This window comes from Pseudomonas sp. NBRC 111143, assembly GCF_001320965.1.
Lineage (GTDB): Bacteria > Pseudomonadota > Gammaproteobacteria > Pseudomonadales > Pseudomonadaceae > Aquipseudomonas > Aquipseudomonas machongensis.
Genome location: NZ_BCBT01000006.1, coordinates 58881 through 82236 on the forward strand (window position 1 = coordinate 58881; position 23356 = coordinate 82236).

14 protein-coding genes and 2 pseudogenes are annotated in these 23356 nt (G+C 64.0%); 4 read left to right on the forward strand and 12 right to left on the reverse strand.

Annotated features, from left to right (window positions below; genetic code table 11):
* Positions 1-18 precede the first annotated feature (18 nt).
* The gene (locus APH44_RS05235; protein WP_054891645.1) at positions 19-4782 is read right to left on the reverse strand and encodes an ADP-ribosyltransferase; all 4764 of its coding nucleotides are present in this window, start codon (positions 4780-4782) and stop codon (positions 19-21) included.
* Positions 4783-5027: 245 nt separating this feature from the next.
* Here APH44_RS05235 and APH44_RS05240 point away from each other — a divergent pair, with 245 nt between their 5' ends.
* A complete protein-coding gene (locus APH44_RS05240) occupies positions 5028-6353 on the forward strand; it encodes a response regulator (protein WP_054891646.1) in 1326 nt (441 codons plus the stop codon).
* 10 nt (positions 6354-6363) lie between these two features.
* On the opposite strand, the gene APH44_RS05245 is transcribed toward APH44_RS05240, so the two are convergent.
* Positions 6364-7353, reverse strand: coding sequence for a sensor domain-containing diguanylate cyclase (locus tag APH44_RS05245; RefSeq protein WP_054891729.1), 990 nt, complete (start codon positions 7351-7353; stop codon positions 6364-6366).
* A gap of 140 nt (positions 7354-7493) precedes the next feature.
* A pseudogene (gene desA, locus APH44_RS05250) lies at positions 7494-8677 on the reverse strand (delta-9 fatty acid desaturase DesA).
* A 252-nt stretch (positions 8678-8929) separates the two neighbouring features.
* Between desA and dibA the strand changes: the two are divergent.
* A pseudogene (dibA, locus tag APH44_RS05255) lies at positions 8930-10824 on the forward strand (phosphodiesterase DibA).
* Positions 10825-10839: 15 nt separating this feature from the next.
* Here dibA and APH44_RS05260 read toward each other — a convergent pair.
* The 9 genes from APH44_RS05260 to tcyJ form a co-directional block, all read right to left on the reverse strand.
* Entirely contained in the window at positions 10840-11484 is a 645-nt protein-coding gene (locus APH44_RS05260; RefSeq protein ID WP_054891647.1) for a methionine ABC transporter permease, read from the reverse strand.
* A complete protein-coding gene (locus tag APH44_RS05265) occupies positions 11474-12583 on the reverse strand; it encodes a methionine ABC transporter ATP-binding protein (RefSeq protein ID WP_054891648.1) in 1110 nt (369 codons plus the stop codon). Before APH44_RS05265 ends, APH44_RS05260 begins: the two co-directional genes overlap by 11 nt.
* Before the next feature lies 1 nt (position 12584).
* Complete coding sequence (locus APH44_RS05270) at positions 12585-13385, reverse strand: MetQ/NlpA family ABC transporter substrate-binding protein (RefSeq protein WP_054891649.1); 801 nt, start codon at positions 13383-13385, stop codon at positions 12585-12587.
* Positions 13378-14766 (reverse strand): LLM class flavin-dependent oxidoreductase, encoded by a 1389-nt coding sequence (locus tag APH44_RS05275; RefSeq protein WP_054891650.1) that lies wholly within the window; start codon positions 14764-14766, stop codon positions 13378-13380. The genes APH44_RS05270 and APH44_RS05275 overlap by 8 nt, the downstream gene beginning before the upstream one ends.
* Positions 14766-15947 carry an SfnB family sulfur acquisition oxidoreductase gene (locus APH44_RS05280; RefSeq protein WP_054891651.1) on the reverse strand — a complete coding sequence of 394 codons (1182 nt, stop codon included), beginning with the start codon at positions 15945-15947 and terminating at the stop codon, positions 14766-14768. Before APH44_RS05280 ends, APH44_RS05275 begins: the two co-directional genes overlap by 1 nt.
* 107 nt (positions 15948-16054) lie before the next feature.
* Positions 16055-17296 (reverse strand): SfnB family sulfur acquisition oxidoreductase, encoded by a 1242-nt coding sequence (locus APH44_RS05285; protein ID WP_054891652.1) that lies wholly within the window; start codon positions 17294-17296, stop codon positions 16055-16057.
* Positions 17297-17628: 332 nt separating this feature from the next.
* The gene (tcyN, locus tag APH44_RS05290) at positions 17629-18390 is read right to left on the reverse strand and encodes an L-cystine ABC transporter ATP-binding protein TcyN (RefSeq protein WP_054891653.1); all 762 of its coding nucleotides are present in this window, start codon (positions 18388-18390) and stop codon (positions 17629-17631) included.
* A gap of 1 nt (position 18391) precedes the next feature.
* Positions 18392-19060 carry a cystine ABC transporter permease gene (gene tcyL / locus APH44_RS05295; protein WP_054891654.1) on the reverse strand — a complete coding sequence of 223 codons (669 nt, stop codon included), beginning with the start codon at positions 19058-19060 and terminating at the stop codon, positions 18392-18394.
* The gene (gene tcyJ, locus APH44_RS05300) at positions 19057-19851 is read right to left on the reverse strand and encodes a cystine ABC transporter substrate-binding protein (protein WP_054891655.1); all 795 of its coding nucleotides are present in this window, start codon (positions 19849-19851) and stop codon (positions 19057-19059) included. Before tcyJ ends, tcyL begins: the two co-directional genes overlap by 4 nt.
* Before the next feature lie 283 nt (positions 19852-20134).
* Here tcyJ and epsC point away from each other — a divergent pair, with 283 nt between their 5' ends.
* Complete coding sequence (gene epsC / locus APH44_RS05305; protein WP_054891656.1) at positions 20135-21073, forward strand: serine O-acetyltransferase EpsC; 939 nt, start codon at positions 20135-20137, stop codon at positions 21071-21073.
* Positions 21074-21385: 312 nt separating this feature from the next.
* The gene (gene betT / locus APH44_RS05310) at positions 21386-23347 is read left to right on the forward strand and encodes a choline transporter BetT (RefSeq protein WP_172964839.1); all 1962 of its coding nucleotides are present in this window, start codon (positions 21386-21388) and stop codon (positions 23345-23347) included.
* Positions 23348-23356 lie beyond the last annotated feature (9 nt).

Consider the following 23356-nt stretch of genomic DNA (forward strand, 5'->3'; position numbering starts at 1 on the left):
TTTTTTTCAACCTGAGGATCAGGTGCTCGAAGGGCTGGGAGGTGTCCAGTCGGCAGCAGGGAAGAAGCGTTCGACCAGGTCGTCGTTCTTGAGCATGGCGGCGTACTCGTCGCGCTTGAACGGGTTGCCGGTGCGCAGATCGTATACCGGGTGCACCACGGGCGTTGTGCTCGGGATCTCCTTGAGCTTCACATTGACGAAGCGGAAGTCGTCACCCACGACCTCGCCGATGTCTTCGATCTCGAAACGGCACCCTGGCGGGAACAGGGTTTCCGCCTCTGTTGCTGTCCATGACAGGGGAGCTATGGGCACCCCGCTCTGGTATTGGCCCGCGGGTATCTCGAAAACCACCGATGTGTCGTCGAACGTGCCCTTCACGATGTCCGGCGAGGACAGCTCATCGCTGGCGAAGGCGCGTATCACGTAGGGATTTTCGGTAAAGGACGTCAGGTCCGAGTTGACCAGTACGTCGCCTTTCTTCAGTTTTCCGGTGCGAAAGTGCTCGCCCGATGTGCTTCTCGATCCGTTGCCTCCGCGGTAGAGAGCGACCGTGTTGCTCTTGGGCAGGGTTTCCAGCGAGTCCACCAGCTTGTCGACGAAAGTGTCCGAGTCGCAGAACGGGAACTCATGCACCCCGCGGCGCAGGTAGCTGTTGATTTGCGAGCTTTCATCCGTGTAGTTGCCGATGAGGCGGTTTACGTAGTCTTCGTCTTCCTTGTAGGTGTAGGTGATGCCTTCATCGGTTCGCAGGTACTCGAAGTCATGCTCATCCATGGGCGCATCTTCGCCATCTTCCAGGCGGGCGATATCGATATCGTCCAACAGCGCGCGATGACGGGCCTGGGCCTGGTTCGAGAGCAGTTCGCTTTGCGCCGCGTCCTCTTTCATGTGGATATCCCAGAAGCTCGAGCGATCGCTGGGCAGACTCACGACGTTGTCGCCACCCGCCACAGGCGGGGTCACGGTTTCAGGCGTTGTCACAGGCTTTGGTGTAGTCACCAGGCCGTCGTCACCAGGGGTGCCACCCCGCAACCCGCCACTGTCGACGCGCTTCCAGGTACCGTCCGCCTGGCGCGCCAATGGCTGGCGTCCGAAGAAGGCGAAGGGATTGTCCGGGTCGATGATCGACCATTGCGCGGTATGCGCATCGAATTGCACCCGGAACACCTTGTCGTCGATCTGCACGTAAGGGTGGCCATTGACCAGAGTGATGCCTTGCGCGTGTGCGCCACTGGCCGGTGTGCCACCTTCCAGCGAGATGGCGACAGCGTGCTGGTCGGGGGCAGGCTGGACTACGGCGTTGTCCGCGCTCTCCACCGGGGTCCAGTCACCCAGCTTGTCCTGCCTGGCGTAACGTCCGGTGTCGATCAGTTCACCGCTCGCGTTACGCCTGGCTATCCGCGCCAATCCCTGGGTGGAAGGGGGGCCGAGCAGTACCGACTGACCCTTCAGTTCGACGGGCTTGAGCTCACGCTCGGTGAGACCGAGCACTGCCGTTTTCGTGTCTGCCCAGCGCCGTGGTTGGCTGGGCAGCCGCTCGGCATCGCGCAGCAGGCCACCAAAGCCTTTCATGCCGTGTGCCAGGTCACCATAAGCGCCTGCGCCGTTTAGCAGCGAAGACAACAGGTACAGGCTCGCGGTGCCGGCATCGCGATTGATGAATGCGCTCAGTGCGCCGATGTAGTCGCGCAGGGCAAGCGCGGCGCCCACTGTGAAGGCAGCAGGCGGGAAGGGTAGCGTCACGATCTGGACCACCGTTTCCAGCGTGTTCCAGACGATGCTCGCGATCATATCGGCGCGACCCTTGGTGACATCGCGCACATCGACGATGCGTTGGCGCAGCCCATCGTCGTAGCACGGGATGCGCAGGTCGTCCGTGGGGGCTTCGGGCACGCTTGGCACCGGGCTCGGTCCGCCCTCGCGCAGGTCCTTGAACAGGAAGGCCAGCAGTTGCCCGGCTTGCCTGCGACTGCGGTCCTTGTAGTAGTCGATCATGCCAGGGGTGTCGAGCGACTGGACGAAGCTGCTAAAGGGCCGAAAATCGATGCCGTCTGCAGCCGCCGGAGTGTAGAGCAACGTTTGCGAGGGTTGCCCTACCGGCGACTTGAGCAGGTAGCAACCGTGGATGACTTCTTCACGGTAGGGCGGGGTCTTGCCCATGATCCGATACAGCGCGTTGAACAACTTGCCGATGGTCGGCTCGTCGGCCAGGAACTCGTTGTCGATGCGCACCACCAATCGGTAGAAGGCATGACGCTCACGCTCCGTGTCGGCAGTCTGGTGCATGCTCTGGATGCTCGCCAGCACCCAGGTGTGCTGGTCGGCATCCAGATGCCCTTGCAGGAGGCTGCGCAGCGCCGCCAGTTGCATCTGCAGTTGTACGATCAACACGCTCTGCCGACGACGCCAGGCGTAGCCGGTGTGTATGGGCGAGAGCAGGGTTTCCTCGATCAGGCTGACGTAGCGGTCGGATACCCACTGACCGCGTACGGAGCCTGTGACCGACTGCGGCGTCAACGCCGAAAGATCAACCCCGTCGGGGCCTTCGAGGGTTGCCGTGGTATCGGCTGTGGCCGTGAACAGGCCCAGGCTGTCGTCATAGCCGTTGCGCAGCAATTGGGTGTAGGTAAGGGTCTCCCTGGGTGACTTGATGATCACGCTGTCCGGATCGATGCTGTCGGCACGGTTGCCGAGCAACTGCTTGAGCTTGTCCTGGGCCTGGGCATGGACATACGCCTCGAAATCCGGCAGTTGCGCATGCTCGGCGTCGGCATACTGCTGCTCTGCAGCCTGGATCTGGTCTTCCAGGCGTGTCAGCTGGCCACGCTGGGAGGCACTGGCCGCCTGCAACCAGGCTGGCGTGCGCGCAGCTGTGTTGGCCTCGGCAACCTCGATGCGGTTCTGGGTCAGGGCTTTGACCCCTTCCTGGCCCGTGAAGCGCACCAGTGTCATGAACTGCTCGTAGAGCTTTTCCGGGGTAGGGATCTGCTGACGCTGCCTGCGGATATCCAGGTACCAGGTGTCCCAGACCTGCGTCTCGGTGCTGGCTGGCTGTTGCTGTGTTTGCGGGAATGGCTTGTTGGCGATCTGAGTGATCAGGGCGGCGAACGAGGTGCGCTGCTGGGCTATCACGTTCTGCAGCAGGTAGGCCTGGGTGTCCGCTTCTGCGAACCAGCCCACCACCTCGACGAGCAACTGCCGTTCGCTGTCGAAACCCAGTACCGGCTTGTGCGGATGATGCGGGCAGCAGAGCAGCAGGCGTTGCAGGGCGCCCTCGGCGTCGTCCTGGCGCACTAGCAACGCGTCGCTGAGCAGGTACTGGTCGGCCAGGAGCAGGTTGGCACTGGACAACCTGTCGTAGCCCGTGCCGCTTCCGGCGGCGAAGGTTGCCAGTGTTTGCTGGTCTTCTGGCTTGATCTGGCCCTGCAGGCGTGCGCACCAGGCCTGGGCCGCGATCTGCTGCAAGAGCGCGGCGTTCATCAGCGGCCGGCTGCTGTCTTGCTTATGTGCGGCTCTCTGAGCGGGGGCGAACTTGCCGTGTAGCGCCAGTGTTTCGATCAGCTTGCAGACATAAGCGGGCGTGAGTGTGGCGTACGCCTCAGGCAGTGGCCGGTCTTGTTGCTCGAAGCGCGTGGCGGTGATGAATTCCGACGCCGGTTGGTCGTCGCCGTCGTGCAGGCCCTGCAACGCCAGGTGTACAAGGCTGCGCCGGATCTCGTAGGGGGCGGCGGTTTCGGGCAGCGTACGCTTGGTCACCAGCATGATCTGCTCGGGGTCCAGGCCCAGGTCGTTGGCGATACTGCTGCGCAGATGGGTCGCGGCGAAGCTTTCGATACTGTCGCAGCCGCCCAGCGCACTGAGCATGGCGGCACGCGCGTGGTCGTATTCCTGGAGTGCCTTCAGGCATTGATTGGCCTGGTCCTCAGGCGCGTATCGCAGCCAATCGGGTGCTTTGGGCGGTGTCTTGAGCGCTTCTTCGAGAGTAGCGTCGAGCGCGCTGCCTGGCCCGAGGGCAAGCGGCAGGTGCACGGCATCCTCGACGCGCCCGGAACGGGATTCACCAGGCGCCAGCCCGGCCTGCAAGGCGTGCTTGATATCGTGCAGTTGCAGGCTGCGCAGTTGTCGATGCAGCTCGGCAAAGGCCTTGCGCGGTGCGGACCTGATCACCCAGTGGCGCTGTTCGTAGGTTTGCACTGCCGATGGCTGGGTCATCGCGAGGCGCTGCGTGCGGGGCAGGGTATCGGTGATGCTGGCCCTGGCTACCGGCTGGTTCACCAGCGCGGTCAGCGCTGCGATTGCCAGGTCGCGCGTGGCGAAAGCGGCCCATTGCCGGCCTGCGAGCCACACGAGGGTCGGGCCGCTGTCCAGGCTGAACATGAGGCAGCCATGCAGTGTGGCTGTGCGGCTTGCCTCGAGCTTGAGGCTCAGGGTGCTGATGGTCAGGTCATTCTGATCGAGCGAAGCGGGCAGGCAGGTGGCATAGATCGGATGGATTCTGCCGGCGGCGATCTGGACATCGAGCAATTGCCGCAGCGTGGCCTCGATATCTTCGATGTGACACTGGCGCCTCGTCATGGCGGGCTTTTCGAGCGACTCCCAGTAGGCGTGCAGGGTGCTCCTGATCGTCAGCTCGATGCTCGCAGCTTCTGCGTCTGTCAGCGCATGGTCCAGATTGACCAGCCCCATGCGCTCAAGCGAGGGGTGCGCTTCAAGGCGTTGGTCGATGCGGGTGCGCAGGGTCGAAAGGGCGTGTTGGGTGACGGATGAAAGGTTGAGCGTCATGAGTTCCTCGCTGGCCGTGCGTGTTGTACGGCTTTGTGATGGGGGCATCACTAGAGCCAGGCGGGCGCTGGGCGAGGTGGTAGTTAATGCATGCACGGATGCTGCGACGAAGATGAACAAACTGTGAACTGCATGCCATCGCGGGTTTTTTTATGCCAATTCGCGGCAGGTGGCGCTATGGTTAACCGATGGACGTGTTTGGAAGCCGCGATGGACTGCGTGTCAGGATTATTCAGGAGTTGCCCATGAGCGCTGCAGACCCCCTCCCACCCCGCGTGCTGATCGCCGAGAGCGATCCCTGGGTGCGCGACATGCTTCGCGAGATGCTGCTCAGCGTGCGCTGCGATGCCCGTCTGGAAGTCTGCGCCGATGGCTCCCAGGCCCTGACGGCGCTGTCGAGCAAGCCCGACCTGATTATCGCCGCCCGAGAGCTGTCCGGTGTCGATGGCCTCGACCTGTTGCGCAAGGTGCGCGCCAAGAGCGACAAGCCTGGGCTGCCGTTCATCCTCATGAGCGAACGCACCGACAGCGCCAGTGTGAAAGAAGCGCTGCCGCTGCATCCCACCGCCTACCTGAGCAAACCGCTGAACCTGGACAACCTGCGCAAACGCCTGGAAAACCTGTTGCTCGAAGTCGGCGAGCAGATCGCCTGCCCGGTGCCGCCCCTTCAGCCAGGTGCCAGCCTGCCGGCCTACCTTGAGCAGCGCCGCGCTACTGCCGATGGCGGCCCGCTGTTTGCCGATGTACAGGTGGCGATCAAGCGCGCCCTCAACCCGCAGGGCCTGAACCTGCGTGTGCTGGAAGAGGAAGTGCGCAATGACCCGCAGATCACCGGCGTGCTCATCGCCGCGGCCAACAGTGCCGCCATGCATAGCGATGCGCCGGTGCAGACCCTGCTGCAGGCGCTGAACAAGCTGGGCAGCACCCAGAGCATGAACCTGATCCTGGGCCTCACGCTGAAGCGCAGCGCACGCTTGAGCGATCCGCTGCTGGCGCAGCATGCCGCGCGCTTCTGGAACATCTCGCTGCATACCGCCGAATTCGCGCGTACCTTGGCACGCATGCTCGAGCTGGACCAAGAGCGCTGCTACTGCGCGGGCCTGCTGCATTGCCTGGGAGACCTGGCCGTGTTGCGTACCCTGCAGGAGTGGCGTCTGGCCGGTGGCGAGCTGGACGAAGACCAGGTGCAGTTGTCGCTCAATGAGTTTGGCGCGCCATTCGGTTCGGCCCTGCGCACCCGCTGGCGCCTGCCGCTGAACCTGCGCGAGCTGATCGCTGCGATCTATCAGCTGGGTGGTGGCGTGTATTCGCGAGAGATTCTGGCGATGAACCTGGCCGGCCAGTTGTCGCGGGCGCTGCCGACCCAGGGCAACGAGAAGATCGCCAGCAGCAAGACCGCACGCCTGCTCAAGCTCGGCCTGCCTGAGCTCAACCGCCTGCGCGAGCCACCCGCGCCGCCGGCGGTGATCACAACGCCTGAGGTCGAAGTCGCGACCGTTGAAGCTGAGGTTGTGGAAGAGATGCCTCAGGCCCCGAACACCGACGAAGACAGCGCCACGGAAAAACCGTGAGCGCTACCGCTCATCCGCGCACGATTTGGTTCTTGCCCTGGCGCTTGGCCTGGTACATCGCCGCGTCGGCGCGACCGAACAGGTTGTCCAGGTCGGTGTCCTGATCGCTCAGCTCGGTCAGCCCCTGGCTCACGGTCACGCCGTAGGTCTGCTGGCCGTAGGTGAAGCTCAGGCGCTGGATTTCTCGCTGCAAGCGCTCGGCGATCTGCTCGGCGACCTGTGCCGTGCAGCCTGGGAATACCGCCGCGAATTCCTCGCCGCCAATACGGCCGAACAGATCGCCCCGACGCAGCACTGCCTTGCCGCTGTCGGCGATGCGCTGTAGCACCTGGTCGCCTTCCGGATGCCCGTAGCTGTCGTTGATGTGCTTGAAGTCGTCGATGTCCAGGAGCAGGAATGCCATTGGCGTGCCGTCTTCGCGGGCGCGGTCGAAGGCTTGCTGGGCGCATTCGAAGAAGTGCCGACGATTGCTGCTCTGGGTCAGGACGTCGGTGGTGGCAAGGCGCTGCAATTCGCCTTCGAGCTGTTTCTTCTCGGTGATGTCCTCGGCAATGCCGACGATGATCACCCGCTCGCCTTCGCGCTGCTGGTTGATGTAGCACTTGTCGCTGAGCCAGCGCACTTCGCCTGCGCCGTTGATGATGCGGTATTCGCGGTCCTCGACGGTGCCCTGGAGCAGTACCTGGGCCAGGCTGCGCTCGGCGTAGTCGAGGTCGTCGGGGTGGATTGCGTCACGCCACTCGTTGTAGTCGGCCATCACCAGGCTGGCCGGGCGGCCAAAAATGCGCTCGTAGGCGGGGCTGACGTACAGCACCTGGCGGGTTTCCCAGTCGAAGGCCCAGAGCACGGCGTTGACGCTGTCGAGCAGCGAGCTGTAGAGCTGCTCGCGCTCGCTCAGGCGCGCCACTTCACCCTGGGCATGCAGCAGGGCGAGCAGGGTCTGGGCAGCTTCGGGGCGGGGCGGACCGGCCTGGATCGAGGGGTGACGTTCTTTGGCCATGTGCACGGATCGGATCTCGACGAATGTGCGTGCGGCCACGACTCGGCCCGCCACGCGGGCGATATGCCGATTTTGAGTCGAGCAGGGGGGTGAAGTTCCGGTCGGCATGCCCTTGGACGGGGCATGCCGATCAACGGCAGTCAGGCGCCGGTAGGGCGTAGGGAGTAGGTCTTGAGCTGTGCGGCGAAGTCGCGCAGCGACTGGATACCGCTGGCTTCGGCCTCGTGTACCCAGTCTTTCATGGCCGCCAGCATGTCATGGCCGTTGGCGCTGGTGCGCGCCCAGATCTGTTGCAGCGCCAGGCGCTTCTCGTAGATGGTCTTGAGCGTCTGGCTGTGCGTCAGCATCGATTCGATGCGTACGTGGTGGCGATCCTGCAGCAGGCTGGTCTCGCGTGACAGCAGGCGCTTGGCACGGCGGAAGTGGTGGCGCACCGAGGTGTCGACCTTTTCCAGCTCCTGCTTGACCAGCGGGCCGATCACCAGCTTGCGGTACTGGGCCATGATCTGGAAGCGGTTGTTGAGGATTGCCATGGCGGTGTCCATGTCCAACGAGGCCTTGCCTTCGACTCGGTGGGCGATCGGCGCCACGCGCTGCACCTTGGCCAGGCGCAGCAGGCACAGCAGACGAATCCACATCCAGCCCATGTCGAACTCCCAGCGGCGCACCGACAGCTTGGCCGAATTGGGGTAGGTGTGGTGGTTGTTGTGCAGCTCTTCGCCGCCGATGATGATGCCCCAGGGCACCAGGTTGGTGGCGGCGTCGCGGCATTCGAAGTTGCGATAGCCGACCGCATGGCCCAGGCCATTGACCACGCCAGCGGCCCAGAACGGAATCCACATCATCTGGATGGCCCAGATGGTGATGCCGATGGTGCCGAACAGCAGCAGGTCGAGCACCGCCATCAGGGCGATGCCGCCCATTTTGTAGCGCGAGTAGAGGTTGCGTTCGATCCAGTCATCCGGGCAGTTCTTGCCGTAGATGCGCAGGGTTTCCTCGTTGCGCGCCTCTTTCCGGTACAGCTCCGCACCTTTGCGCAGGACGGTGCCCAGGCCCTTGTACACCGGGCTGTGCGGGTCGTCGGGGGTTTCGCACTTGGCGTGTCCTTGCGATGGATCGCTGTCCATTCACGCGTGTTCTGCGCCGTGGTCAGCCACAGCCAGAAGCGGAAGAAATGCTTGAGCCCGGCATTGAGCTCCAGGGAGCGGTGCGCCGAGTAGCGATGCAGGTAGATCGTGACGCTGACGATGGTCACATGGGTCATCAGCAGGGTGACCGCGACCAGTTGCCAGGCCGACAGGTCGAGCAGACCGTTGTACCACATAGTTGGAAAAACCCTCGGGAAAACAGGGGAAACAACGGGCGCATTATCCCTTGACGGGGAAATAAAACCAGTCGTGCTTTCGCCGGGATCGTCACCGCCGGTCACCTTGCCGTCGGCGAGGGTGTCGCCAAGGCAGGCTGGACGGGCCAGGGCGGCGGGAACCGCGACTTATTTATGAGCCGGGATTTAAAGTCACGGCATGTTTCAACCTTTATACTGCGCCATTATTTTCCATGGACTGATGCACCCGACATGTCTGTTTCTGTTCGCGACGCCTTGCGCATGGCTGCGCTCTACGTTGTGTTGTCGTTCCTCTGGCTGGTGCTGTCGGAGTGGGTGCTGCGTGGCATGACCGACAACGACCTGGCGCTGACCGTCGGGCGGCAGATCAACGTGGTGGTCTGGGTGCTGCTCAGCGCCTTGCTGATCTTCGTGTCACGGGCCCGGCTGCTCAACTTCATCGGCGTTGGTGCGCGTCTGCGCAGCGAGGATCGCGAACGCCTGCGCATGGCGGCAGCGGTCTTCGACAGCACCCTGGAAGGTGTGCTGGTGACCGATCGCAACGGCCTGATCGTGCATGTGAACCGCGCCTTCATGCGCATCACCGGTTATCACCAGGACGAAGTGCTGGGCCAGCGCCCGAGCAAGTTCAAGTCGGGACGCCATGGGGCGCCTTTCTACCAGCAGATCTACGCGACCTTGGCCGAAAAAGGCGAGTGGAGCGGGGAAATCTGGAATCGCCGCAAGAGTGGCGAGATCTATCCGCAATGGCAGACGATCTGCGCGATTCGCGACGACAGCGGTGAGCTGAGCCACTACGTCGCGGTGTTCAGCGACATCAGTGCGATCAAGCATTCCGAGCAAGAGCTGGCCTACCTCGCCCATCACGACCCCTTGACCGGCCTGCCCAACCGCCTGCTGTTCAGCGACCGTGCCGAGCAGGCGTTGGCGGCGGCGCAGGCGAACAAGCGTGGCTGCGCCTTGCTGCTGCTCGACCTCGACCACTTCCAGAGCATCAACGACAGCCTGGGGCACACCATTGGCGACCAGTTGCTCAAGCTGGTGGGCGAGCGTTTGCAGGAGCAGCTGGGTAGCGGCGTGACCCTGGCGCGCCTGGGCGGCGATGAGTTCGCGGTACTGCTCGAGGGGTGCCAGCAGGTCGCCCAGGCGGCGACCACTGCACAGGGCATCCTTGAACGCCTTCGTCAGCCGTTCGCGTTCGAAGGGCAGCAGCTGTTCATCGGTGCGAGCATCGGTATCAGCCTGTTCCCCAGCGACGCGCTGAGCGCCGAGCAACTGTTGCGCAATGCCGACTCGGCGCTGTTCAAGGCCAAAGCAATGGTCGCGCCTGCTATGCGCTGTACACCGAAGAACTTACCGCCCACGCCCAGCATCGCGTCGAGACCGCCGGCGAACTGCGCCGGGCGCTGGCCCAGGAAGAGTTGCGTGTCTTCTACCAGCCGGTGCACGACCTGTTCACCGGGAGCATGGTCGGGGTCGAGGCGCTGGTGCGCTGGCAGCATCCCGAGCGCGGCCTGGTGCCGCCGGGCGAGTTCATCCCGATCGCCGAGCGCACCGGGCTGATCGTCGATATCGATGCCTGGGTGCTGCGCCAGGCTTGTCGGCAGATGGTGCAGTGGCAAGCCGAGGGGCGAGTGCTGGACTTCGTCGCGGTTAATTTGTCGAGTCGCCTGTTCGGCCAGCGTGGCCTGTATCGACAAGTGGCCGAGGTGCTGGACGAGACCGGCCTGGACCCGGCGCTGCTGGAGCTGGAAGTGACCGAGAGCGCGGTGATGGAGGACCCCGAGGTGGCGCTGGAGCAGTTGCACCGTCTGCGCGAGCTGGGCTTGCGCCTGGCGATCGACGATTTCGGCACCGGCTATTCATCGCTGTTGCGGCTCAAGCGCCTGCCGGTGCAGAAGCTGAAGATCGACCAGGGCTTCGTCGCCGGATTGCCCAATGACGAAGACGACATCGCCATCGTGCGGGTGATCATCGCCCTGGCGCGGAGCATGGGGATGCAGGTGCATGCCGAGGGGATCGAGCTGGCCGAGCAGGCGCGACTGCTGCTGGAGCAGCAGTGCGACCTGGGGCAGGGCTACTGGTTCGGACGGCCCGTGGCGGCCGAGAACCTGCGCTGGTCGTAGGAACTCGATTTCAGCTCAGCGCTTGTTCAAGCCTTTGGCCAACCGATCCCCGCCCAACTGGATCACCGCCACCAAGGCCACCAGCATGACGATCACCGTCAGCATGATCTGGCTGTCGAAGCGCTGGTACCCATAGCGGTAGGCGATGTCACCCAGACCACCGGCACCGATCGCGCCGGCCATGGCCGAGGAGTTGATCATGGTCACCAAGGTGATGGTGAAACCGCCGACGATCCCTGGCAGCGCTTCAGGCAGCAGCACATGCCAGATGATGTGCCAGCGTCGGCAGCCCATGGCCTGCGCCGCTTCGATCAGGCCGTGGTCGACCTCGCGCAGGCTGACTTCGGCGATTCGGGCGAAGAACGGCGTGGCAGCGATGGTCAATGGCACCACGGCCGCCCAGACGCCATAGGTGGTACCGACGATCAGCCGGGTAAAGGGGATCAGTGCCACCATCAGGATCAGGAAGGGGATCGAACGGAACAGGTTGACGAAGGCGCCGAGCACGCGGTTGAGCAGCGGCGCTTCGTAGATGCCGCCCTTGCCGCTGGTGACCAGCAGCACCGCCATCGGAATCCCCACCAGCAGCGCGATCAACGAAGACACCCCCACCATGAGCAGGGTATCGATCAGGCCTTGCAGCAGGCGTTCAGTCCACATAACCCAGCACCTCCACATCGGCAGCCCAGCGCCGGGCACGTTCGAGCAGTTGATGAGCCCCGAGCGCGGAGCCGCGCACGGCCAGGACCAGTTGGCCCAAGGCGTGCTCGCCAATGGTCTCGACACCCCCCTGGAGCAGACGCACACGCCCGCCGAGATCGGTGAACAATGCCGACAGCTCCGGCTCGCCGACCAGCTGCAGGCGCAACACCACGGCAGCGTCCTGGCTGACCGGTTGAGCCCGCAAATTGGCCTGCAAGGCTGCGGGTAGCTTGGTCTGCAAGGGGGCGAGCAAGGTGCGGGTCACTTCGTGGCGCGGCGCGCCGAATACCTGCCAGACCTCGCCCTGCTCGACTACTTCGCCACGTTCGAGCACCACCACGCGCTGGCAGATGTCGCGGATCACCGCCATCTCGTGAGTGATCAGCACGATGGTCAGGCCAAGGCGCTGGTTGATATCGCGCAGCAGGTCGAGGATCGAGGCGGTGGTTTCAGGGTCCAGTGCCGAGGTCGCTTCGTCGCACAACAGGATCTGCGGATCGTGCACCAGCGCGCGGGCGATGCCGACACGCTGCTTCTGACCGCCGGACAACTGCGCCGGATAGACATGGTGTTTCTGTTCCAGGCCTACCAGCTCCAGCAACTCGCGCACTTTGCGGTGACGCTCGGCCTTGGCCACGCCGGCGACCTTCAAGGGGAGCTCGACGTTCTGCCACACGGTCTTGGCCGACATCAGGTTGAAGTGCTGGAAGATCATGCCGATGCGCCGGCGCAGCGACACCAGGCGATCCTCGTCGAACGGAGCGATGTCGACCTGGTCGATCAGCACGCGCCCTTCGCTGGGTTGCTCCAGGCGGTTGATGGTGCGCAGCAGTGACGACTTGCCGGCGCCGCTGCGGCCGATGATGCCGAAGATCTCGCCGCGGCGGATGTTCAGGTCGATGTCGTGCAGGGCAGGGTGAGCTTGCCCGGGGTAGGTCTTGCCCAACCCGATGAAGCGTACATGAGCCTCGTTCACCTCCGGGCGCAATACCTGCTCGCGCGCCGGGGCCGGCGTGGCGTGGGGGACGGGCGCCCTGAGGGCGCTGGCGCTACTCATCTCAGCCCTCCCAGCCGGCCTGGTACAGGCTGCCGTGGGCCTTGTTCAAGGCTTCACGCACGGCCGGCGAATGCTGGTAGATATCGACGAACTTGGCCAGGCGCGGGTCGTCCTTGCTTTGCGGGCGGATCACGAACTGGATCACGTACTCCTTGTTCTCCAGGCCGTCGAACAGTAACGCCGAGGTGGCATCGAAGCTGTTAGCCAGGCGAATGTAGGCCGGGTAGCCCTGCACCAGGTCGGCATCGTCGTAGGCCCGCACCAGTTGCACGGCCTCGACCTGAAGAATCTTGAGCTTCTTGGGGTTGGCGACGATGTCGTCTTCGGTGGCCTTGTAACCCACGCCAGGCTTGAGCGTGATCAGCCCGGCCTTGGCCAGCAACTGCAGGCCGCGCCCGCTGTTGATCGGGTCGTTGGCGATGGCCACGCTGGCGCCTTCGGGCAGTTCGGCGAAGCGCTTGTACTTCTTCGAATACAGGCCGACGTTGTTGATGATCCCCGGTGCATAGGGCACCAGGTTGAAGCCTGCTGCGGCCTTGGCGTTTTCCAGGAAAGGAATGTGCTGGAAGTAGTTCACGTCGATGTCGCCGCTGTTGAGGCTGACGTTGGGGGCGATCCAGTCGCTGAACTCGATCAGCTTCACCTCCAGGCCTTGCTTGTGCGCTTCTGCCACGGCCGCTTCGAGCGGAATGGCGAAGGCGGCCGTGGTACCGATCTTCAGGGGTTCGACTGCCAGCGCGGCGCCGGCAAGGCCTAGGGACAGCAGGGCGGCCGCGACGGGCCGATAGAGTTTCTCAAGCATGATGCGCGGCTCCGGTCGGGGCGTTGGTCGGGGTGCGGTAGGTGCTGCCGGGATGGTCGGCAGGCAGATGTGCGCTAGGGCTGGCGAACAGCTTCTGGCGCAGGCTGCCCTCGGCGTAGGCGGTCTTGTAGCGGCCGCGGCGTTGCAGTTCGGGGACCACCAGGTCGATGAAGTCTTCGTAGCTTTCCGGGGTGACGGTGCGTGCCAGGTTGAAGCCGTCCAGGCCGGTTTCGTCGATCCAGCCGATCAGTTGCTCGGCGACCTGATCAGGCGCACCGACCAGGGTCACGTAGCGTCCGCCCAGGGCGTGTTGTTCCAGCAGGCGGCGGCGGGTCCAGGCGTTGTCCTGCAGGAGCTTGGTGGCGGACTGGATCGCATTGCCCTGGCCTGCGTTGATCGGCGCGTCGAGGTCGAAGGCGGCGAAGTCGATGCCGGTGGAGGCGGCAAAGTGCGCCACACCGGCTTCGGCGCTGGCGTGGCGCAAATACTCGGCGTGCTTGGCGCGGGCCTGCTCCTCGGTGCGGGCGACGATCACGGTGATGCCCATGAACACCTTGATCGCCTGAGGGTCGCGGCCGGCGGCGAGGGCGGCCGCGCGCACCTTGTCGACCTGGGCGCGGGTGCCTGAGTGGGTCTGGCCGCCGATGAACACGCACTCGGCGTGGTTGCCGGCAAATGCCAGGCCGCGTGCCGAGCTGCCCGCCTGGAACAGCACCGGTGTGCGCTGCGGCGAGGGCTCGCACAGGTGATAGCCCTCGACTTTGTAGAACTCGCCTCGGTGCTCGACCTTGCGCACTTTGTCGGGCCGGGCATAGACGCGCTGCTTGCGGTCTTCGACCACGGCATCGTCCGCCCAACTGCCTTCGAGCAGCTTGTACAGCACCTGCAGGTATTCGTCGGCCTGGTCGTAGCGCCGGTCGTGCTCGGGCTGTTGTTCCAGGCCCATGGCACGTGCCGCGCTGTCGAGGTAGCCGGTGACGATGTTCCAGCCGACCCTGCCCTTGCTCAGGTGGTCGAGGGTCGAGAGCCTGCGGGCGAACAGATAGGGCGGCTCGTAGGTGAGGTTGGCGGTCAGGCCGAAGCCCAGGTTGCGGGTCACCGCGGCCATGGCCGAGACCAGCAGCAGCGGGTCGTTGACCGGCAGCTGGATCGACTCCTTGAGCGTGACGTCGACCGAGTCGCCGTAGATGTCGTAGGTGCCGACGATGTCGGCGATGAAAAGCCCGTCGAACAGCCCGCGCTCCAGCAGGCGCGCGAGGTCGGTCCAGTACTCGATGTCCTTGTAGCGGGTCGAGGTGTCGCGCGGATGGGTCCACAGGCCGTGGTTGATATGGCCAATGCAGTTCATGTTGAAAGCGTTGAGCAGGATCTGCTTGCTCATCAGATGGTCCCTCGCAGCGGTGGGTTTTCGCCGTTGAGGTAGTAGTTGCCGATGGCGTGGTACTTCCAGCGCACCGGGTCGTGCAGGGTGTGGACCCGGGCGTTGCGCCAGTGGCGATCGAGGTTGTGTTCGGCCAGGGTGGCGCGGCTGCCGGCCAGCTCGAACAGGGTGCTGGCGGCGGACAGGGAAATCTCGGTGCTGATCGCGCGCGCCTCGGCGACGGCGATGGAGGCGGCGGCCACGCTGCTGGCGTTGCTGTCGCGCTGAGCCTGGTCGAGGATTTCACCGGCCCGCTCGAGCAGTGCTTCGGCGGCGTGCAGGCGGATGCTCAGGCGACCGAAGCTGTTGAGTGTCAGTGGATCGGCCGAGGCCTGGTCGACACCTGCGTCGATCCATGGGCGGCTGTGGTTGCGCACGAAGTGCAGGGCGTCTTCGACTGCGGCGCGAGCGATGCCGGTGTCGATGGCAGCGTGGAGAATCTGGGCCAATGGGCCGACTGTGGTCGGGCGTTCGAACGCGGCCTGGAAGGGCACCAGGTCGGTAGCCTCGACACGGACATTGTCGAACAGCACCGAACCGCTGCCGGTGGTGCGCTGGCCGAAGCCGCTCCAGTCGTCGATCACTTGCACACCGGGGCTGTCGGCGGGCACGAACGCCAGTTGCTGCACGCCCTCGTCATCGACCACCGAGGTGGGGATGCGCTGGGCGTAGATCGCGCCGGTGGCGTAGAACTTGCGGCCGTTGATGCGGTAGCCCGCGCCGTCGCGGGTCAGGCGGGTAGAGCGGTCGCTGGAGGTCCTGGTGCCGAGTTCGGCCAGGGCGTTACCGAAGCGCTTGCCGGCCAGCACCTCGGCGTAGAGACGTTGCTGTTGTTCGAGGGTGCCGTTCACGCGCAGCACTTCGAGGGCGTAGAAGTGGTTCTGCGGAATCTGCCCGAGCGAGGCGTCGGCCTGGGCGATGCGGGCGATGACCTTGGCCAGGGTGACGTTCGATACTTCGGCGCCGCCGAAGGCCTTGGGTACGCTGATCGCCCACAGGCCGGAGCGGGTGAACAGTTCCAGTTCGGCGTGCGGCAGGCGGCGCTCGCGGTCGCGCAGGGCGCTGTCGCGCTGCAGTTGCCGGGCGATGTCTTCAGCGACGGCAATGGCCTGCGCGTCGCTGGTGATCACGGATGTTGTCATGTTGTTCTCCGGGGCCTTTCGCGGGACAAGTCGCAGCGGCGAACCGCCGCTCCTACAGACCTGTGTTGTCCCTGTAGGAGCGGGCTTGCCCGCGAAAGGCCCTCAAGTCAGATCCAGGAATGCCGTGCAGGCAGCGTGCCGTTGAGGTAATAGGCGCCGACCGCGTGGTACTTCCAGCGCACCGGGTCGTGCAGCGTGTGCACCCGGGCGTTGCGCCAGTGGCGGTCGAGGTTGAATTCGGCGAGGGTGGCGCGGCTGCCGGCGAGTTCGAGCAGCTTCTCGCTGGCCTGCAGCGAAATCTCGGTGGTGAGCACCTTGGCCTCGGCCACGGCAATCGAGGCGCGCGCCGCCGCAGCGGCATCGATGGGCGCCGCATTGACTTCGTCCAGTACCTGCGCGGCCTTGCGCAGCAGCGCCTCTGCGGCGTGCAGCTCGAGCTTGAGACGGCCGATGTCGGCGATCACGTAGAGATCATCGCTGGCCCGTTCGACCTTGGCATCGATCCACGGCCGCGACTTGTCACGCACGAAGGCGATGGCGTCGTCGATGGCCGCTTCGGCGATTCCGGCGTCGATGGCAGTCTGGATCAGTTGCGAGACCGCGCCCTGGATATTGGGCTGGTCGGCCTGGCGCCAGTTGTCGATCACCAGGTCCGCGTCCACCGGCACCTGGTCGAGCAGCACCGTGCCGCTGGCGGTGGTGCGCTGGCCGAAGCCGGACCCGTCGTCGACGATGCGCAGCCCAGGGCTGCCACGGCGTACGAAGGCCAGGCGCTGGCGACCTTCGTCGTCCAGGGCCTTGACCGCCACCCAGTGGGCGAACAGGGCGCCTGTGGAGTAGAACTTCTCGCCGCTGATGCGGTAGGTGTCGCCGTCGCGGGTGATGCGGGCCTTGAGGGTCAAGGTGTCTTTGGTGCTGCGTTCGGGGCCGGCATTGCCGATGCGCCAGCCGTCCAGCACCGAGCGGAAGATCAGCGCCTGCTGCGCTTCGCTGGCGGTCAGGCGCAGCAGTTGCAGCAGGCCGAACTGATTCTGTGGGATCTGCCCCAACGCCGGGTCGGCGGCGCTGATCAGGCGAAAGACTTCGGCGATGGTCGCGAACGACACATCCGGGCCGCCATGGGCCTTGGGCACGCTGATGCTGCCAAGCCCCGAGCGGGTGAACAGCTCGATCTCGGCCCACGGCAGCTTGCGTTGCTGGTCGCGGCGCGAGGCCTGCTGGCGCGCGACTTCGGCCAGTTCGCGGGCCGCTTGCAGGGCCTCGGCGTCATTGCGCAACACCTTGGCCGGCAGCAGCAGGGGCGAGCTGTCGATATCGCTGTGGAATTGGGTATTGGGTTGGCTGGACATCAGTGCCGCTCCTTGGCTGCACTCAATGCCCTGGCGTTACGCACTGGGGTGATTGTGTTCCTGACCATTCCTGAACCTCACGAAGTAGATGCGTCGCTACAGCTGGTCGCGACGGATGTATGCGGGTCCGGTGGTCCGGTCTATATACCTTATGTGCTTATAAAAAGTTTATGAACTAACTCTTTGGAATATGAATAGAAGAGAGGCATTTGTCTGGATGTACCGGACTCTTCGCGGGAAAAGGCCCGCTCCCACAGAGAACCGCACAGGCTTCATCACCGGTGCGGCTCCTGTGGAAGCGGGACTTGCCCGCGAAGATCCAGCCGAGCTTTTCAGTCTTGCGAAGCAGTGGTCCCGAGGAACTTGCGCAGGAACTGCCGGGTGCGTTCTTCCTTCGGATTGGCGAACAGTGCCTTGGCCTCGCCCTGCTCGACGATCACGCCCTTGTCGAAGAAGATCACCCGGTTCGCCACATCACGTGCAAAGCTCATCTCGTGGGTGACGATGATCATGGTGCGCTTCTCTTCGGCCAGGCCGCGGATGGTCGCCAGCACTTCGCCGACCAGCTCGGGGTCGAGCGCGGAGGTCGGTTCGTCGAAGAGGATCACTTCAGGCTCCATCGCCAGGGCCCGGGCGATGGCCACGCGCTGCTGCTGGCCGCCGGACAGGCGCCGTGGATAGGCGTCTTCCTTGCCGGCCAGGCCGACCTTGGCGAGCAGCTTGCGGCCCAGTTCCAGGGCCTGGTCGCGCGGGGTCTTCTTGACGATCACCGGCCCTTCGATGACGTTCTCCAGGGCGGTGCGGTGCGGGAACAGGTTGAAGTTCTGGAACACGAACCCGGCCTGCTGGCGCAGACGGCGGATCGCGCTCTGCTGGCCGCCGAGCGGGCGGTCGGCGTCGATGTCGATATCGCCGATGCGGATCTTCCCGGCATCGGGGGTTTCCAGCAGGTTCAGGCAGCGCAGGAAGGTGGTCTTGCCCGAGCCGCTGGGGCCGATGATGGCGACGACTTCACCGGCCTCGACCGTCAGGTCGATGCCCTTGAGCACGGTCTGGCCCTTGAACTGCTTGGTCAGGCCTTCTACTACGATCATCTCAGTGCTCCTGGTCATGCTGGTTGACCCGCGCTTCCATGCGGTTCTGGAAGTGCGCCAGGATACTGCAGAGAATCCAGTAGATGACGGCCACGGCCAGGTACATGGTGAAGACTTCGAAGGTCCGTGCGGTGATCAACTGTGCCTGGCGGAACAGCTCTGGCACCTGGATGGTCGCCGCCAGGGCGGTATCCTTGACCAGCGAGATGAAGCTGTTGCCCAGCGGCGGCAAGGCGGTGCGCATGGCCTGGGGCAGGATCGCCCGGCGCATGGCCTGGGTACGGGTCATGCCGATGCTGGCTGCGGCTTCCCACTGGCCGCGGTCGATCGAGGAGATCGCCGCGCGCAGGATTTCGCAGATGTACGCCGCCATGTTCAGCGACAGGCCGATCAGCGAGGCGGGGATCGGATCGAGTTCGATGCCGATCTGCGGCATGCCGAAGTAGATCACGAACAGTTGCACCAGCAGCGGCGTGCCGCGGAAGAACGACACGTAGATCCGCGCCAGCCAGTCCAGCGGCAGGATCTTCGACAGGCGCATCAGTGCCAGGGCAAAGCCCAGCACCAGGCCGAAGAACATGCCGCCGACACTGAGCAGTACCGTGTAACCCGCGCCCTTGAGCAGGAAGGGCGTAGAGTCGATAACGAGTTGCAGGCTTTCAGAGATCATTTGGTGACGTCGGCACCGAAGTATTTCTCGGACAGCTTGGCCAGGGTGCCGTCAGCTTTGAGCTTGTCCAGCGCCTTGTTCACTGCTGCGAGCAGTTCAGGTTCGCCCTTGCGCAGGGCCACGCCGCTTTCCAGGCGCGAGAAGGCTTCGCCGGCAAGTTGAGTGTCCTTGGCCTTTTGTGCGTATTCCAGGGCGGCCAGGCGGTCGATCAGGATGGCGTCGATACGGCCGTTGCGCAGGTCGGCGAACTTGCTCGGATCGTCTTCATAGGTACGTACGTCGGCTTTGGGTACGTCCTGCTTGACCCACTGCTCGTAGTTGGTGCCCAGGCCCACACCGACCTTCTTGCCCGCCAGGTCCTGCGCGGTCTTGATGTTCAGCTGCTCGGCCTTCTTCTTCAGGATCAGCGCCTGGATGCCGGAGATGGTGTAGGGCTCGGAGAAGTCATACTTCTTCTTGCGCTCTTCGGAGATGGTCACCTGGTTGATCACCACGTCCAGGCGCTTGGATTCCAGCGCGGCGAGGATGCCGTCCCACTTGGTTGGCTGGACCTTGGCCTTGACGCCCAGCTCCTTGGCCAGCAGTTCGGAGAGTTCCACTTCGAAACCGGTCAGCTTGCCGTTTTCGTCGACGAAGCTGAAGGGTGGGTAGGTGCCTTCCAGGCCGACGTTGATCACGCCTTTTTCCTGGATGGTCTTGAGCTGCTCACCCGCAAAGGCGTGGCTGAACAGGCCGGTGCCCAGCAGGATGGCCAGGCTGGCATTGAGAAGTGGTTTGGTGAATTTGGTCATGGCTTTCCCCGCGCTTTGTTTTAAGTAGTGGGTGGCGACTATAGGGTGGGCTGTATAGCTCAGGAAATAATAAAAAATTATCTATTATTCCTTTCTGTTATTTCGTCCCTGAAGGGCAGTTTTGAGGGTAGCCGTGAACCGGGTCCCCGTCATCGCTGCTTATGCCCGACTTAGTGCAGGATGGAATAAAGCGTTGTTTTTTCCAAGGGAAGAATTTGCCGTAGAGTAATTCCCACAAGTGGCGGCTCTACCGACCGACACCGTCGCAAGCCAGGAGAACACCGTGAGCGAACATCCATCGACCGGCCATTGGCAATTGCCGGGCATCGTCAGCGAACTGCGCCAGGCCCGTGACCAGTGGCGTAGTCGCAATGGCCGTTGCAGCAACAAGCAGGGCGGGCGCGAACTGCCCTCGCGCGAGGCGATGCGCGAGATCCTCGAGCAATTATGTGGAGCGTTGTTTCCCATGCGCCTGGGGCCTGTGGACCTGCGTGAGGAGGGCGAGGATTTCTATGTCGGCCACACCCTGGATGCGGCGCTGACCGCACTGCTCGACCAGGCGCGCCTGGAACTGCGCTACGCCGCGCGGCACGGCAATACCGAGGTCGAGCCCAAGGACGTCGATGCCCACGCACTGGGTTTGATCCAAGGTTTTGCCAAAGCCTTGCCAGGGTTGCGCGTACTGCTCGACACCGACGTGCTGGCGGCCTACCACGGTGACCCCGCGGCGCGTAGCGTCGACGAGGTGTTGCTGTGCTATCCCGGCATCCTGGCGATCATCCACCACCGCCTGGCGCATCACCTCTACCAGGCCGGGCTGCCGCTGCTGGCGCGAATCAGCTCGGAGCTGGCGCATTCGGCCACCGGCATCGACATTCATCCCGGCGCACAGATCGGCCAGAGCTTCTTCATCGACCACGGCACAGGCGTGGTGATCGGCGAGACGGCGATCATCGGCGAGCGCGTACGCATCTATCAAGCGGTGACCCTTGGCGCCAAGCGCTTCCCGTCGGACGAGTCGGGCACCTTGCACAAGGGCCTGGCGCGCCACCCGATCGTCGAGGACGACGTGGTCATCTATGCCGGTGCGACCATTCTGGGGCGCATCACCATCGGCAAGGGTTCGACCATTGGCGGCAATGTCTGGCTGACTCGCAGCGTGCCGGCCGAGAGCAACATCACCCAGGCGAACCTGCAACTCGATTGCCAGGACAAACAGTGAGGTAGGCCCGGCGGGCCCTATCGCAGCACAAGTCCGCTCCCACAGAGTGGAGCGGGCTTGTCCCGCGATAGGGCCGGAACTGCTGGCAAAGAGCAAAGGTCAACTGGTCGCCCGCCAGCGACCACAGGTCGCATTGAAATCCGATCCATGTTTAACTTGAACGCTTGTTCAAATTAAAACGCTGGTCCGCTGCCGGTGTTCAACAGGAGGATTCCCTTTGCTGAACCCGTTCAATCCGAGCCTTTTCACTGCTGTAGAGGTGCCCGTTTCATGAGTGCACCGACGCCTTCCCTTGCCAATGGCAAGATCCGCATGAACCCCCCGGTGTTCTACTTCGCGGCAAGTTTCATCCTCATCTTCGGCCTGGTGGTCATCGCCAACCCGCAAGCGGCGGGCGACTGGTTGCTGGCTGCACAGAACTGGGCGGCCAACACGGTCGGCTGGTACTACATGCTGGCCATGACCCTGTACCTGGTGTTCGTGGTGGTCACTGCGGTGTCCGGCTACGGCAAGATCAAGCTCGGCGCCGACCATGACGAGCCCGAGTTCAGCTACCTGTCCTGGGCCGGCATGCTGTTCGCTGCCGGCATCAGCATCACGTTGTTCTTCTTCTGCGTCTCCGAGCCGCTGACCCACATGCTCCAGCCGCCCCAGGGCGAGGCGGGCACGGCCGAGGCCGGGCGCCAGGCGATGCAGATCCTGTTCCTGCACTGGGGTCTGCATGGTTGGGGCGTGTTCGCCTTCGTCGGCATGGCCCTGGCGTATTTCGCCTACCGCCACAACCTGCCATTGGCATTGCGCTCGGCGCTGTACCCGCTGATCGGCAAACGCATCAACGGGCCGATCGGCTACGCAGTGGACGGCTTCGGCATCATCGCCACGGTGTTCGGCCTGGGTGCGGACATGGGCTTTGGCGTGCTGCACCTCAACGCCGGCCTCGACTACCTGTTCGGCATCGACCACAGCCAGTGGGTGCAGGTGCTGCTGATCGCCCTGATGATGGGTGCAGCGGTGGCCGTTGCAGTTGCCGGGGTGGAGAAGGGCGTGCGGGTGATGAGCGACATCAACCTGTTCCTGGCCTGCGCGCTGCTGTTGTTCGTGCTCTTCGCCGGCCCCACGCAGCACCTGTTCAACACCCTGATCCAGAACCTTGGCGATTACCTCGGCGCCCTGCCGCGCAAGAGTTTCGACGTGTATGCCTATGGCGAGAATCGCGACTGGCTGGGCGGCTGGACGGTGTTCTACTGGGCCTGGTGGATCGCCTGGGCGCCCTTCGTCGGGCTGTTCATCGCGCGGATCTCGCGTGGCCGCACCATTCGCGAATTCGTCTTCGGCGTGCTGCTGATCCCGCTGGGCTTCACCCTCGCGTGGATGTCGATCTTCGGCAACAGTGCGCTGGACCAGGTGATCAACCACGGCATGACCGCGCTGGGGCAGTCGGCGTTGGACAACCCCTCGATGAGCCTGTACCTGCTGCTGGAGACCTATCCATGGAGCAAGACGGTGATTGCCGTCACCGTGTTCATCAGCTTCGTGTTCTTCGTCACCTCCGCCGACTCCGGCACCGTGGTGCTGTCGACGCTTTCTGCCAAAGGCGGCGACGCCGACGAGGACGGGCCGAACTGGCTGCGGATCTTCTGGGGCGCGATGACTGCGCTGGTCACCAGCGGCTTGCTGTTCGCTGGCAGCATTGATTCGCTGAAATCGGCGGTGGTGCTGACGTCGCTGCCATTCTCGCTGATCTTGCTGTGCATGATGTGGGGCCTGCACAAGGCGTTCTACCTGGAGAGCCAGCGGCAGATCGCGCAGATGCACTCGCTGGCACCGTTCGCCCAGTCCCGCCGCGGACGCGGTGGCTGGCGCCAGCGCTTGAGCCAGGCCGTGCACTTCCCATCACGCGACGAGGTGTATCGCTTCATGGATGACGTGGTGCGCCCGGCGATTGCCGACGTGACCGAGGTCTTCGAGCAGAAGGGCCTGGCGCTGATCACCCAGGACGACCCGAGCCACGACAACGTCAGCCTGAAGATCGGCCATGGCGAGGAGCAGCCGTTCATCTACCAGGTGCAGATGCGTGGCTACTTCACGCCGTCGTTCGCGTTGGGTGGGCTGGGTACGCAGGAGCTGAAGAACCGCCGCTACTACCGCGCCGAGGTGCACCTGGCCGAAGGCAGCCAGAACTATGATCTGGTCGGCTACAGCAAGGAGCAGATCATCAACGACATCCTCGACCAGTACGAGCGGCACATGCAGTTCCTGCACCTGGTCAGGTAACGCGCGGCG